At 65.4% G+C, this 13,549-nt stretch carries 12 protein-coding genes; 6 read left to right on the forward strand and 6 right to left on the reverse strand.

What is annotated here, in order from left to right; translation table 11 throughout:
• Positions 1-2 precede the first annotated feature (2 nt).
• A complete protein-coding gene (locus tag ABRP28_RS03240; protein WP_350002155.1) occupies positions 3-482 on the forward strand; it encodes an 8-oxo-dGTP diphosphatase in 480 nt (159 codons plus the stop codon).
• A 122-nt stretch (positions 483-604) separates the two neighbouring features.
• Here the strand turns inward: ABRP28_RS03240 and ABRP28_RS03245 are convergent, their stop codons facing one another.
• From ABRP28_RS03245 to ABRP28_RS03260, 4 genes are read right to left on the reverse strand one after another with little or no spacing between them, the layout of a single operon-like run.
• Entirely contained in the window at positions 605-1,744 is a 1,140-nt protein-coding gene (locus ABRP28_RS03245; RefSeq protein WP_350002156.1) for a bifunctional 2-methylcitrate synthase/citrate synthase, read from the reverse strand.
• Between the two features lie 59 nt (positions 1,745-1,803).
• The gene (prpB, locus tag ABRP28_RS03250; RefSeq protein ID WP_350002157.1) at positions 1,804-2,709 is read right to left on the reverse strand and encodes a methylisocitrate lyase; all 906 of its coding nucleotides are present in this window, start codon (positions 2,707-2,709) and stop codon (positions 1,804-1,806) included.
• Positions 2,709-4,229, reverse strand: a complete 1,521-nt coding sequence (locus tag ABRP28_RS03255; RefSeq protein ID WP_350002158.1) for an MmgE/PrpD family protein — start codon at positions 4,227-4,229, stop codon at positions 2,709-2,711. The genes prpB and ABRP28_RS03255 overlap by 1 nt, the downstream gene beginning before the upstream one ends.
• Entirely contained in the window at positions 4,222-4,881 is a 660-nt protein-coding gene (locus ABRP28_RS03260) for a GntR family transcriptional regulator (RefSeq protein ID WP_350002159.1), read from the reverse strand. Before ABRP28_RS03260 ends, ABRP28_RS03255 begins: the two co-directional genes overlap by 8 nt.
• 171 nt (positions 4,882-5,052) lie before the next feature.
• Between ABRP28_RS03260 and ABRP28_RS03265 the strand changes: the two genes are divergently transcribed.
• Positions 5,053-6,951, forward strand: a complete 1,899-nt coding sequence (locus ABRP28_RS03265) for an AMP-binding protein (RefSeq protein WP_350002160.1) — start codon at positions 5,053-5,055, stop codon at positions 6,949-6,951.
• Between the two features lie 40 nt (positions 6,952-6,991).
• On the opposite strand, the gene ABRP28_RS03270 is transcribed toward ABRP28_RS03265, so the two are convergent.
• Together ABRP28_RS03270 and ABRP28_RS03275 are read right to left on the reverse strand one after the other, a co-directional pair.
• Positions 6,992-7,705, reverse strand: coding sequence for a response regulator (locus ABRP28_RS03270; protein ID WP_231456504.1), 714 nt, complete (start codon positions 7,703-7,705; stop codon positions 6,992-6,994).
• Positions 7,702-9,336, reverse strand: a complete 1,635-nt coding sequence (locus tag ABRP28_RS03275) for a sensor histidine kinase (RefSeq protein WP_350002161.1) — start codon at positions 9,334-9,336, stop codon at positions 7,702-7,704. Before ABRP28_RS03275 ends, ABRP28_RS03270 begins: the two co-directional genes overlap by 4 nt.
• Positions 9,337-9,540: 204 nt before the next feature.
• On the opposite strand from ABRP28_RS03275, the gene ABRP28_RS03280 reads away from it, so the two are divergent.
• The 4 genes from ABRP28_RS03280 to ABRP28_RS03295 all read left to right on the forward strand — a co-directional run bounded on the left by ABRP28_RS03280 (position 9,541) and on the right by ABRP28_RS03295 (position 13,516).
• The gene (locus tag ABRP28_RS03280; protein ID WP_350002162.1) at positions 9,541-10,893 is read left to right on the forward strand and encodes a cation:dicarboxylate symporter family transporter; all 1,353 of its coding nucleotides are present in this window, start codon (positions 9,541-9,543) and stop codon (positions 10,891-10,893) included.
• A 244-nt stretch (positions 10,894-11,137) separates the two neighbouring features.
• Entirely contained in the window at positions 11,138-12,037 is a 900-nt protein-coding gene (locus tag ABRP28_RS03285; RefSeq protein WP_102977304.1) for a ParA family protein, read from the forward strand.
• Between the two features lie 7 nt (positions 12,038-12,044).
• Positions 12,045-12,857 (forward strand): ScpA family protein, encoded by an 813-nt coding sequence (locus ABRP28_RS03290; protein WP_350002163.1) that lies wholly within the window; start codon positions 12,045-12,047, stop codon positions 12,855-12,857.
• Positions 12,854-13,516: an SMC-Scp complex subunit ScpB gene (locus tag ABRP28_RS03295; protein WP_350002164.1), complete on the forward strand. Its 663-nt coding sequence runs from the start codon at positions 12,854-12,856 to the stop codon at positions 13,514-13,516. The genes ABRP28_RS03290 and ABRP28_RS03295 overlap by 4 nt, the downstream gene beginning before the upstream one ends.
• Positions 13,517-13,549: the final 33 nt, after the last annotated feature.

Below are 13,549 nucleotides of genomic sequence, written 5' to 3' on the forward strand. Positions count from 1 at the left end.
GCATGGCTGCTGCGGTTGCCCTCTGTTTCCTGCTCCGGGAGGTTGACGGCGTCTCCCAGGTCCTGCTGGGGTTGAAGAAGACGGGCTTTGGGCGCGGAAAGATCGTTGGCATCGGCGGCCACGTGGAACCGGGCGAGAGCGACGCGGAAGCGGCAATCCGCGAGGTGCGGGAGGAAGCCGACGTCGTGCTCCGGCACGAGGACCTCCGGGATGCCGGAATCATCCGGTTCGTGTTCCCGGCCAAGCCGGAGTGGGACATGCACACGCGGCTGTTCACAGCCGTCCGCTGGGACGGCGAACCCACGGAAAGCGCCGAAATCGCACCGGCCTGGTTTGATACCGCAACCCTGCCTGTGGACCGGATGTGGCAGGACGCGGACCATTGGCTGCCGGTGGTGCTGGAAGGCGGGAAGGTCAACATCGTTGTGACCATGGACAACGACAACGAAGCCGTCGCCTCCTCCGAAAGCCTGCTGTCCTAGGCCTAGGCCCTTCAGGACCAGAACCCTAAGCAGGGAAGAACGACGGCGGCACGACCACCTTGGAAGGTGGCCGCACCGCCGTGGCCCACAGGCCGTCGTCGTGCTTTCCGCAGGGGCGGAGGTTACCCCAGGTGCCGTTCCTCCGGACCCACGTATTCGCTCAGCGGACGGATCAGGGAGTTCGAGTCCAGCTGCTCCATGATGTGCGCCGTCCAGCCCGTGATCCGGCTGGCGACGAACAGGGGAGTGAACGTCTCGGTGTCGAAGCCCATCAGGTGGTAGGTGGGTCCCGCCGGATAGTCGAGGTTGGGCTTGATGGCCTTTGCCTCGTCCATGGCGGTCTCGAGCCCCTGGTACAGGCCCAGGAGTTCCGGCCGGCCGTAGTGCGCGATCATCTTGTCCAGGGCCGCCTTCATGGTGGGGACCCGGGAGTCGCCGTGCTTGTACACCCGGTGGCCAAAGCCCATCACCTTCTTCTTGTGGGCCAGGGCGTCCTCCATCCAGGCCTTGGCCCGCGCTGCCGCTTCTTCCAGCGATTCCTCCGGCCGGATGCCGATCTCGTCGAAGGTGTGCATGACGGCCTCGTTTGCGCCGCCGTGCAGCGGGCCCTTCAGGGCGCCGATGGCGCCCGTGACCGCTGAGTGCAGGTCCGAGAGCGTGGAGGTGATCACCCGCGCCGTGAAGGTTGAGGCGTTAAAGCTGTGTTCGGCGTAAAGGATCATGGAAACGTTGAAGGCCTCCACCACTTCGGGGACCTGTTCCTCACCAAAGGCCATCCACAGGAAGTTGGCCGAATAGCCCAGATCCTCGCGCGGCTCAATGGCGGTTTGCCCGTGCCGGCGCCGCTGGTCATACGCCACCACGGCCGGCATCGCTGCGAACAGGTCCACGGCCTTTGCCATGTTGGCATCCCGCGATGAATCCTCCGCCAGCGGATGCCTGGCACCCATGACCGAGGCCGCCGTCCGGCACACATCCATGGGGTGGGAGCTGGTGGGAAGGGCATCGATCACCTGCTTGACCACCGGGTCCAGGGCGCGCCCGGCCCGCTCCCGGGCGGTGAACTCAGCCAGCTGCTCCGCGGTGGGCAGCTCCCCGTTCCAGAGCAGGTACGCGACTTCCTCAAAGCTGCACCGCGCCGCGAGCTCCTGGACCGGGTAGCCGCGGTACAGCAGCGAGTTGGTGTCCGGGTTGACCTTCGAAACGGACGTGTAGTCCACTACGACCCCGGCGAGACCTTTTTTGATGTCCTGTTCAGCCATGCTGAAACTCCCTTGTTCCTGTCGCCTTTCGGATGCCGGCCGCGGCCGGCGGTGGTCCTTTAGTGCTTCCCGGGGACCTGGAAATTGAAGACCCCGGTGTCAAAACGGTTGTATGCCTCGTAGTCAACGAGGTCGTACAGCCGCGCACGGGTCAGCATGCTGCCAACCTGCGCCTCCTGCGTTCCCTCAGCCTTGATCGAGTCCAGCGTACGCTCAGCAGCGCCCATGGCACTACGGAGCAGGGTGACCGGATAGATCACCATGTTCACGCCCACTGCTGCCAGCTGGTCCACCGTGAAAAGGTCGCTCTTTCCGAACTCCGTCATGTTGGCCAGGATGGGCACGTCCACGGCATCGCGGATGGCCTGGAACTCGTCCAGGGTGGCCATCGCTTCGGGGAAGATCGCGTCAGCACCGGCGTCCACGAGTGCTTTTGCCCTGTCCTGGGCGGCCGCCAGTCCGTCCGTGGCGCGGATGTCGGTGCGGGCCATGATGAGGAAGTTCGGGTCCCGGCGGGCATCCGCAGCCGCCCGGATGCGCTTGGTGGCCGTCTCCAGGTCCACTACGTTCTTGCCGTCCAGGTGGCCGCAACGCTTGGGGTTGAACTGGTCCTCGATGTGCAGTCCTGCCAGGCCGGCGTTCTCAAGTTCCTGCACGGTGCGCGCCACGTTCATCGGCTCACCGAACCCGGTGTCTGCGTCCACGATGGCGGGCAGGTCCGTCATGCGGGCAATCTGCCCGGCACGGGTGGCAACCTCGGTCAGGGTGGTCAGTCCGATGTCCGGGAGGCCGAGGTCGTTGGCCAGCACCGCGCCGGAGATGTACACCCCGGCGAACCCTTTTTCCTCGATGAGCCGGGCCGAGAGCGGGTTGAAGGCGCCCGGGAACTGCGCGATGGTCCCGGAGGCGAGGAGCTCGCGGAACCGGAGCCGCTTCTGCTCAGGGGTGGTCTTCGAGTACAGCACTAGAAGAGTCCCTTCGGTGCGGCGTTGAGGTCGATGACGCCGGAGGCGGCGGTGATGTTCAGCTGGTCCAGCTCGCCGGCGGCGAGTTCCGGCAGGCGTTCGACGGCGGCGAGGAACCTTTCAATCTCGGCCTCCTCCACAAGTCCGGCGGCGAGGGTGCGGAACTTATTGATGTACTGCTCGCGGCCAAAGGGCCTGGCACCGAGGGGGTGGGCGTCGGCAACCGCGATGCTGTCCTTGATGACCGTGCCGTCCGTCAGGGTGATCTCCACCGAGCCGCCAAACGCCTTTTCGGCAATGTCCAGGGAATGGTAGCGGCGGGTCCACTCGGGGTCTTCCTCGGTGCTGACCTTCTGCCACAGGTCAACGGTGTCCGGCCGTGCGGCGCGTTCCGGGGAGTAGGAGTCCACGTGGTGCCAGGACCCGTCCTGCAGGGCGACCGTGAAGATGTACGGGATGGAGTGGTCCAGCGTTTCCCTTGAGGCGGTGGGGGAGTACTTCTGCGGATCATTGGCGCCGGAGCCGATGACATAGTGCGTGTGGTGGCTCGTTTTGATCAGGACGGACTTCACGTTGGCCGGGTCCGTGGCTTCCGGATGTTCGCGGTTCAGTTTCCGGGCAAGGTCGATCCAGGCCTGTGCCTGGTACTCGGCGGAGTGTTCCTTGGTGTAGGTGTCCAGGATGGCCCGCTTTGCTTCCCCGGCCTCCGGCAGCGGCACCAGGTACGAGGCGTCCGGGCCGTCCAGCATCCACGCGATGACTCCGTCCTCACCTTCGTAGATGGGAACGGGAGAGGTCTGCCCGCGCATGGCACGGTCTGCGGCCTCAACGGCCATCTTTCCCGCGAAGGCAGGAGCGTGCGCCTTCCAGGTGGAGATCTCGCCCTTCCGCGACTGCCGGGTGGCGGTGGTGGTGTGCAGGGCCTGGCCGACGGACTGGAAGATGGTTTCGACGTCGAGCCCCAGCAGGGTGCCGATGCCGGCCGCTGCCGACGGGCCAAGGTGGGCCACGTGGTCGATCTTGTGCTTGTGCAGGCAGATGGCCTTGACCAGGTTCACCTGGATCTCGTACCCGGTGGTGATGCCGCGGATGAGCTCCTGTCCGCTGGAACCGGTGTGCTGGGCAACAGCCAGGATCGGCGGGATGTTGTCCCCTGGATGTGAGTAGTCGGCGGCCAGGAACGTGTCATGGTAGTCCAGTTCCCGCACAGCAACCCCGTTGGCCCACGCCGCCCATTCCGGTGACACGCGCTCGCCAATGCCGAAGACCTTGGCCCCCTGCCCGCCGGTGCTGGGGCCGTGTGCCAGGGCCTGGGCGCGGGCCGCCACAATCGGTGCCCGGTTCAGGGAAGCGATGGCCACGGACGCGTTGTCGATGACCCGGTTGATCACCATGTCGGCCACCTCGGGCGTTACCGGGACGGGATCGGTGGCCACCTTGGCGATCTTGTAGGCGAGCTGCTCCTCGCGGGGCAGGTTTTCCTCGCTCTTGTAAACCCGGACGTGGTGTTCCTTAACCATGGTGCTCCTTGTGGTGGGGTGTGTGCGTGTTCTTGACGTGCGAAAGGCTTCGGTGCAGGTGGAGGATGGTGGCGGCCTCGGCCAGCCGGGGATTGCGGGCGGCGATCGCTTCGGCGATGGCTGCGTGCTCGGCTGCCGCGGCCGTGAGCCGCTGGGCATCGTCGGCTGCGAGGCGGCGTACGCGCACCAGGTGCACACGCAGGCCGCGCATGGCCTGTGCCAGGTAGGAGTTGGACACTGCGGCATCGATGGCGGCATCCAGGCGCCCGGCAAGATCGTAGTAGGCATGCCGGCCGGGGTCGCTGCTCTCGATAAGGGCCGGGGCCTCGAGCAGCTCCTTGTGGAGCTGGAGGAAGACGCCAGGGTCCCCGCGCTCGGCTGCCAGGGCGGCGGCCTTGCTTTCAAGGGTTTCGCGCAGCTCGAAGAGTTCGTCGATGTCATCGAGCGAAACGTCGGTGACGACGACGCCACGGCTGCCTGCCGTCGTCGTGAGCCCTTCGGCGGTAAGCCGGCCCAGCGCCTCCCGCAGTGGAGTCCGTGAAACGCCGAGGCGTTCGGACTGCTCCACCTCAGCAAGCACCGTGCCCGGGAGGAGGCGCCACTCGGTGATGTCGTCGCGTAGCGCGGCGTAGGCCCTGTCACTGGCGCGCATCGTTGCCTCCTTCGGTATCGAACACCCTCAGTGTATACACAACTTCCCCTTATGCCAACAAACTCCAATATCTATGCACCGTTTTAGGTCTTTTGTATACAAAACCCTTGTTGCCCTGTCCTGTCCCCGCTAGCATGTCCACTACACAACGTCGTGGATGGGAAGTGCTTCATGGTCACCAGCAGCTATCGGGACAGCTACGAACAAAGCCTCGGGCAGCCGGGGGAGTTTTGGCTCAATGCCGCCGCCAAGGTTTCCTGGTCGGTGCCGCCCCGGCGCGCCCTCGACTCAAGCCGGGCTCCGCTCTTCACCTGGTTCCCTGACGGCGTCCTCAATACCTCCTACAACGCCCTTGACCGCCACGTGGAAGCCGGCCGGGGGGACCAGGACGCGCTGATCTACGATTCCGCCATGCTCGGCACCCGCCAGCGCTTCACCTACACGGAACTCACCCGGCTGGTGGCACGCTTTGCCGGCGCCCTCCGCAACCGCGGTGTTGGCAAGGGGGACCGCGTCGTGATCTATATGCCGATGATTCCCGAGGCTGCCATCGCCATGCTGGCAACAGCGCGTCTTGGAGCCGTCCATTCGGTGGTCTTCGGCGGGTTTGCCCCGAAGGAACTTGCAGCACGCATCCGCGACGCCGCTCCCGCCGTCGTGGTCACGGCTTCCGGAGGAATCGAGCCGTCCCGCCGCATTGAGTACCTCCCCGCCGTCGCGGAAGCCCTTGAACTTGCTGGGGTACCGGACCTTCCCGTAATCGTCCGGGCACGTGACGGGTTCGCCAACACGGCGACGGACCGCGGCTGGAATGACTGGGACTTGGAAATGGCCGTTGCGGAACCTGCCGCCCCCGTGGACGTCGCGGCCACGGACCCGCTGTACATCCTCTACACCTCAGGCACCACCGGGACGCCCAAAGGCGTGGTGCGGGACAACGGCGGCCACGCCGTCGCGCTCAGCTGGACCATGGAAAACATCTACGACGCCGGTCCCGGGGACGTCATGTGGACCGCGTCGGATGTCGGCTGGGTGGTAGGGCACTCCTACATCGTCTACGGCCCCTTGCTTGCCGGTGCCACCACTGTCCTCTATGAGGGCAAGCCGGTTGGAACGCCTGATGCCGGCGCGTTTTGGCGGGTGATCCAGGAGCACGGGGTCAACGTCTTGTTCACCGCCCCCACAGCGCTGCGGGCCATCCGGAAGGCAGACCCCGGGGCGGACCTGCTGCGGAACTACGACGTCTCCAGCCTGCGCACGCTTTTCACGGCGGGGGAGCGGCTGGACACGGACACGTTCCACTGGGCCTCCCGGTCGGTTGGCGTTCCTGTGGTGGACCACTGGTGGCAGACGGAAACGGGCTGGGCCATCTGCGCCAATCCCCGCGGCCTGGAAGAACTGCCCATCAAGGCAGGTTCGCCCAGCGTCCCGATGCCGGGGTTCAGGCTCAGCATCGTGGACGGCCTGGGCGGGGAGGTGGCACCCGGCACGGAGGGGAACATCGTGCTCGGGCTGCCACTGCCGCCCGGGACCCTGGCCACGCTTTGGGGCGACGACGAACGGTATATCTCCTCCTACCTGCAGGCTTTCGAGGGGTGCTACGCCACCGGCGACTCCGGCTACCGGGACGCGGAAGGCTACGTGTTTGTCATGGGGCGGACCGATGACATCATCAATGTTGCCGGGCACCGGCTGTCCACGGGCGCCATGGAACAGGTCATCGGGCAGCATCCGGCCGTCGCCGAGTGCGCGGTGATCGGCCTGGCCGACCCCCTGAAAGGCCAGCGGCCCAGCGGCTACGTCGTGCTCAAGTCCGGGGTCGAGGTGGCCGAGGACATCCTGGCCAAGGACCTGGTGGCGATGGTCCGGCGGGACATCGGCGCTGTTGCGGACTTCAAGCACGTGACGGTGGTAGATGCCCTGCCCAAGACCCGGTCCGGGAAGATCCTCCGCAAGACCATGCGCCAGATTGCCGACGGCGAGGAGTACACGGTGCCGTCTACGATCGAAGACGCCGGGGTGATCGACCAGCTGATCGGGAGCCTCCGTCGCGGCGGCAGCGGAAACTAGCAGCGGCCACTAGCGGCGGTGGCCTTAGCCAGCAGCTGGGTCAGCGCCCACTCCAGCGGTACTCGTTTTCCGGCCTGCCCGGTGTCCCGTAGCGGGCTGTCCTGGAGACCGTGCCGGCGTCCGCCAGGTACTCGAGGTAGCGGCGGGCGGTGACACGGGACATGCCCAGGGCGTCCATGACTTCCGTGGCGGACACGGCGACGCTGTGTTGCCTGACAAACTCCTGCACCGAGCCCAGCGTGGATGCGGAGAGGCCTTTGGGCAGGGGCAGTTCCGACGGCGCCCGCAGGCTTGCGAAAGCCTGGTCCACTTCGCTTTGGGATGCTCCGGCTTTTCCCGAGCCGGCGTCCGGGCCCGCGAGCTGCTGCCGGAACTGCCGGTAGCTTTCCAGCTTGTCGGCGAACGTGGCGAACGTGAACGGCTTGATCAGGTACTGCACCACCCCGATGGCCACGGCGCTCCGGACGATGGCCAGCTCCCGGACGGCGGTGATGGCGATGATGTCGGCCAGAATTCCCGCCGCCCGCATCCGCCGCGCAATGTCCAGGCCGTGGAGGTCCGGCAGGTTCATGTCCAGGAGGACCAGCTCCACCGGGTTGCCCGCCGCAGAGAGCTCACCGAGCAGCCGGAGGGCGGACTGGCCGTCCGGTGCGCTTCCGGCAAGCTCAAAGCCCGGCAGCCGCCCGATGTAGGCTGCGTGAGCCGCCGATGCGATGGCCTCGTCCTCAACGACGAGGACCCGGATGTTGCTCACGGTGTGTGCTCCTTCTGCGGGGACGCCGCCGCGGGTAGGAATACTTCGAATTTCGCTCCGCGCCGTCCGTTAATGGTCAGGGTACCGCCCAGACGCTGCACTGCCTGCCGGACCAGCGCCAGCCCGACGCCGCGGCCGCCGGGCCCGGAAGGCTTGGTGCTGAAGCCGTGCCGGAAGATGTGATCCGCGGACTGGGCGTCCAGGGCGGCGCCGGAATCGTGGACGGCGATATCCAGTCCCTCCTCATCCGATTCCACGGTCAGCTGCACGCGCCGGGGCGGGGGACCGTCCGCAGCCGCATCGATGGCATTGTCGAGCAGGTTTCCCAGGATTGTCACCAGGTCCTGCACGGCTACCCCCGCCACCGTACCGGAACCCAGCGTGGCAACGTCCAGCTGGACCCCGCGTTCGTGGGCTTCAGCCACCTTGCCCATGACCAGTGCGCCAAGGACGGGTTCATCAACGGAACTGACCATGTCATCGGTCAGCTGCTGGCTCAGTTCCAGGTCCCGGGTGGCAAAATCCAGGGCTTCCTGCGTACGGCCCAGCTCCAGGAGCGAGACCATGGTGTGGAGCCTGTTGGCGTGCTCGTGGGTCTGGGCGCGGAGGGCTCCGGACAGTGTCCGCATGGTTTCCAGTTCGTTGCCCAGTGCCTCGATTTCGGTACGGTCCCGCAGCGTTGCCACCGTACCGTAGACGGGTGTCCTGCCGCGGGTCCCCGGAGAGCCTGGCGCCCTTGCCGGTCCCTGGTTGACCACCAGCACACGGGAACCCGTAAGGATGATTTCGTCCTTGGCGGGCCGTCCGGATTCGAACAGGTCCCGGAGTTCCTCCTCGAGCGGCAACTCGGCCAGCGACGGCGGCATGGTTGGGTCCTTGCTGCCGGCACCTTCGAGGCCCAGCAGTTCCCCCGCCTGGTCGTTGTACATCACCACGCGCCCCTTCGTGTCGATGAGGATCAGGCCTTCGCGCACCGAATGCAGGACGGATTCGTAGTAGGCAAACAGCTGCGAGAGCTGCTCCGGCCCCCAGCCACGGGTCACGCGTCGGAGGTACCGGCCCAGGAACCAGGATGCCAGCGAACCTCCCACCAGCAGGGCGAGGCCAATCGACAGCAGGGCAGGCAGGCGTCCGGCAAAGGCGACATCCACCGTACGGACCGTAACGCCCACGGCCACCAGTGCCTTCACCTCGCCCGCCTGGTCCTTGACCGGAACAATGGTCCGCACCGAGGGGCCCAACGTCCCCGCCGTCACTTCGGTATGCTGCCCGCCCTGCAGCGCGGCGTCGATGGAGCCGATGTACGGCCGGCCGATTTCCTCGTCCCGCGGATGCGTCCACCGCGTCCGGTTCGGGGCCATGATGGTGATGAAGTCGACGTCGGCCTCCGCCATGACGTCCCTGGCGTAGGGCTGGAGCGTCCCCGTCGGGTCCGGGCTGGAGGCCGCATCCAGCACCAGGGGGCTGGCCGCGATGGCTGCGGCAATCCCCGCCATCCGTTGGCCGGCCTCATCATAGGTACGGTCCCGGGCATCGACGAACGTCGCCGAACCGACGATGGCGATAAACACCACCACGATCAGCAGGTTCGCCACAAAAAGCCGGCGGGCGATGCTCCAGGGGTGGATCATGTGTACCTCCCGACGCCCTTTCCGGCTGTAATCCTGTGGAAATCCCGTGCGCCACGACCAATCTGAACGGCACCGCGACCAATATGAACGCAACGGTGAGCTGGGTCACGGCGTACCCAATGATGGATATCACACCGGAGGACGCGTAGAGCCCAGAGAATGTGCCGCAGCGTCTATCAGATTATCCATATAAGGAGACACATCATGGCTTCTCAACGAGGAGAGTCGCTTGACACCGTGAAGACGCGGCGCAAGGGCATCGACAAATCGCACTACCTCTACATTGCCGTCATCGCCGCCGTTATCCTCGGCGCCGTGGTGGGCCTGATGTTCCCCGAGGTGGGCAAGTCCCTCAAGCCGCTCGGCGATGGATTCATCAAGCTCATCAAGATGATGATTGCGCCCATTATCTTCTGCACCATCGTCCTGGGCATTGGCTCCATCGCCAAGGCCGCCACGGTGGGCAAGGTCGGTGGACTGGCCCTGGGCTACTTCGTGCTGATGTCAACCTTCGCGCTCGCCATCGGCCTGGTGGTCGGCAACATGATCCACCCGGGTGAAGGCCTGAAGCTGGCACCGTACGATCCCTCCAAGAAGGCAGAAGTGGACAGCACCGTTGCCTTCCTCCTCGGAATCATCCCGGGTGATATTCCGGTCCTTCCCACGCTCTTTGCTGCCCTCCTCGTAGGTTTCGCCCTCCAGAAGATGGGCCCGCAGGGTGCACCCGTCCTCAAGGCCATCGGCCACGGCCAGGCACTCGTCTTCCGCATCCTCATCATGATCATGTGGCTTGCCCCCGTAGGCGCCTTCGGTGCCATCGCCGCCGTCGTGGGAGCCACCGGCTTCCAGGCCATCGTCAGCATGTTCACCCTGATGGCTGCCTTCTACATCACCTGCGCACTGTTCATCGTCATCATCCTCGGCGGATTGCTGAAAATTGTGACCGGCGTCAACATCTTCAAGCTCATGAAGTACCTGGGCCGTGAATACCTGCTGATCTTCTCCACATCCTCCTCCGAAGCCGCGCTGCCCCGCCTGATCGCAAAGATGGAGCACCTCGGCGTTTCCAAGCCGGTGGTTGGCGTCACCGTTCCCACGGGTTACTCCTTCAACCTGGACGGCACAGCCATCTACCTGACCATGGCTTCCCTGTTCGTCGCCAACGCCATGGGAACCCCGCTGGACCTGGGAGCCCAGGTTTCGCTGCTGGTCTTCATGATCATCGCTTCCAAGGGCGCCGCCGGCGTCACCGGCGCCGGCCTGGCCACCCTCGCTGCCGGCCTGCAGGCCCACAAGCCGGAACTGCTCGGCGGCGTCGGCATGATCGTCGGAATCGACCGCTTTATGTCCGAGGCCCGCGCCCTGACCAACTTCACCGGCAACGCCGTGGCCACCGTGCTGATCGGCACCTGGGTGAAGGAGATCGAACGGGGCCAGGTTGACCAGGTGCTCTCCGGCAAACTGCCCTTCGACGAGCAGACCATGATCGCCGGCCACGGCCACACCGAGCCCGCCGCCACGGAAACCGAAGCTCCGCGCGTTCCGGCCGCCGTCTAGGCGCCAGCCGCCAGCCGCGCACCCCAGTAACAGCACAGCAGCCCCCGCAGCCATGGCCGCGGGGGCTGCTTTGTGGCTCGAATAAACCAACCTTCGACCTCAGCTAGAGGGTCAAGGCTCAACATGGGTGGAAAGTCAAGTTCCGCCGAATACCGTGTCGGTCGCTGTAACCTTGGGAAGAAGAAGGAACGGCGCTGGCATCCAGCGGCAGGAAATCACCGTCATCGAAAGTGTGGATAGATACGTGAGCAGCGAACAGGGTTCGGCAACTCTGGAGGGCACGGAATTTGACCTGGACAACGCGGTGATGGGCCCCACGGGCCGCCCATACCGGGAGTTCCCGGAACCGGCACCGCTGTCCTCCCACGGTCCGGCGCGTGTGATCGCCATGGTCAACCAAAAAGGCGGCGTCGGCAAGACCACCTCCACCATCAACCTCGCGGCAGCGCTGGCGGAATATGGCCGCCGGGTGCTCCTGGTCGATTTCGATCCCCAGGGTGCGTTGTCGGCAGGCCTCGGGGTGAACCCCCACGAACTGGACCTTACGGTCTACAACGTGCTGATGGACCGCAAGGTCAACATCCGTGACGCCATCCACCAGACCGGCGTGGAGAACGTGGACCTGCTGCCGGCCAACATCGACCTTTCCGCTGCCGAAGTCCAGCTGGTCAATGAAGTGGCGCGGGAACAGGTCCTGGACCGGGCGCTGAAGAAAGTCGAGGACGATTACGACGTTGTCCTCATCGACTGCCAGCCCTCCCTGGGCCTGCTGACCGTGAACGCGCTGACCGCGGCCCACGGCGTCATCATCCCGCTGATCTGCGAGTTCTTCGCCCTTCGCGCCGTGGCTCTGCTGGTGGAGACCATCGACAAAGTGCAGGACCGGCTTAACCCGCGCCTGCAGGTGGACGGGGTGCTCGCCACGATGTACGACGCCCGCACCCTGCACAGCCGTGAAGTCATCACGCGGCTGGTGGAGGCTTTCGGGGACAAGGTCTTCGAGACCGTCATCAAGCGTTCCATCAAGTTTGCCGACGCCACCGTGGCCGCTGAGCCGATCACCAGCTACGCCGGCAACCACGTGGGCGCGGACGCCTACCGGCGCCTGGCCAAAGAGCTGATCTCGCGCGGCGGCGCGCCCTAGCCAGGACGTGGCCGAATCCAAGCCCGGCTTCGAGGTGCGGCTGGCCAACTTCACGGGTCCCTTCGATCTCCTGCTGGGGCTGATCGCGAAGCACCAGCTGGACATCACCGAGGTGGCCCTGGCCACGGTGACGGACGAGTTCATCAAGTACATCCGGAACCTGCAGGAACGTGGCGGGGAATGGGCGCTGGATGAAGCCAGCGAGTTCCTGGTGATCGCCGCGACGCTCCTGGACATCAAAGCTGCCAGGCTCCTTCCGGCCGGCGAGGTGGAAGACGACGAGGACATGGCACTGCTCGAGGCCAGGGACCTGCTCTTCGCCCGGCTCCTGCAGTACAAGGCCTTCAAGCATGTGGCAGGCCTCCTGGGCGAGACCCTGCACCAGGAGGCCATGCGCTATCCCCGGCAGGTTGCCCTTGAAGAGCATTTCGCCGCCATGCTCCCGGAACTGGTGTGGAAGCACACCCCCGAACAGTTCGCCGCGCTGGCGGAAGCCGCGCTGCGGCCCAAGGCCCCCAAACCCACCGAAGTTGGGCTGGCCCACCTCCACGGCGGTAACGTCAGCGTCAAGGAGCAGGCAGAAATAGTCGGGCTGCGGCTCCAGCGGGAATCGCCGCTGACATTCCGGGCCATCATCGCCGACGCCGAATCCACGCTTGTGGTGGTTGCGAGGTTCCTGGCGCTGCTGGAACTGTTCCGGGACAAGGCGGTGTCATTCGACCAGTTGTCGCCGCTGGCGGATCTTGCCGTCCACTGGACCGCCGGCAGCCGGCAGTGGTCGGCAAAGAACCTAAGCGAAGAATTCGAGGAGCAGCTGTGACCAAGGAAGCCACGGAAGACGCGCGATTGGCGGAGGAAGACGTCGAAAACCTCCCGGGCGGGGCCAAGGCTGCCATTGAAGCTGTCCTGATGGTCATCGACCAGCCGGCCACGGAGGAGGAACTGGCGGCAGGCCTTGGACTGACCGTTGAAACGGTCGGCGCCCTGCTGGCCGAACTGCAGCGCGAGTATAGCGGCTATACTGTTAAGGCCCCGGATATGGATCAAGCCAGCGCCGCTGGTTTTGGCTCCAGCCCCCGGGGTTTTGAATTGCGGAACATCGCCGGTGGCTGGCGGATCTACTCGCGCGCGGACTTTGCCGACATTGTTGGCAAATATGTGCTCGAAGGCCAGACTGCCAGGCTTACGCAGGCAGCCCTGGAAACGCTCGCGGTCATCGCGTACCGCCAGCCCGTCTCCAGGGCCAGGGTTTCGGCAATTCGGGGCGTCAATGTTGACTCTGTGGTGCGGACGCTCGCCCAGCGCGGGTTGATCGAGGATTCGGGAACGGATCCGGAATCCGGGGCCATGCTCTACCGGACCACGTCGTATTTCCTGGAACGGATGGGAATCGGCTCTGTGGCGGAACTGCCGCAGTTGTCTCCACATCTTCCGGGCCTTGACGGCATTGCGGAGTACTACGACGCCGACGGAATCTAGGCAGCGTCGCGCTGCCTGGGCAACAGTATTTAT

This window comes from Pseudarthrobacter sp. WHRI 8279 (assembly GCF_040224115.2).
Taxonomy (GTDB): Bacteria; Actinomycetota; Actinomycetes; order Actinomycetales; family Micrococcaceae; genus Arthrobacter.

Excerpts from the sequence above, each read along its gene's own strand:
- ABRP28_RS03245 (WP_350002156.1), bottom strand. The coding sequence starts at position 1,744 with ATGGCTGAACAGGACATCAAAAAAGGTCTCGCCGGGGTCGTAGTGGAC.
- ABRP28_RS03240 (WP_350002155.1), top strand. The coding sequence starts at position 3 with ATGGCTGCTGCGGTTGCCCTCTGTTTCCTGCTCCGGGAGGTTGACGGC.
- ABRP28_RS03275 (WP_350002161.1), bottom strand. The coding sequence starts at position 9,336 with ATGATCCACCCCTGGAGCATCGCCCGCCGGCTTTTTGTGGCGAACCTG.
- ABRP28_RS03260 (WP_350002159.1), bottom strand. The coding sequence starts at position 4,881 with ATGCGCGCCAGTGACAGGGCCTACGCCGCGCTACGCGACGACATCACC.
- ABRP28_RS03280 (WP_350002162.1), top strand. The coding sequence starts at position 9,541 with ATGGCTTCTCAACGAGGAGAGTCGCTTGACACCGTGAAGACGCGGCGC.
- ABRP28_RS03265 (WP_350002160.1), top strand. The coding sequence starts at position 5,053 with ATGGTCACCAGCAGCTATCGGGACAGCTACGAACAAAGCCTCGGGCAG.
- ABRP28_RS03255 (WP_350002158.1), bottom strand. The coding sequence starts at position 4,229 with ATGGTTAAGGAACACCACGTCCGGGTTTACAAGAGCGAGGAAAACCTG.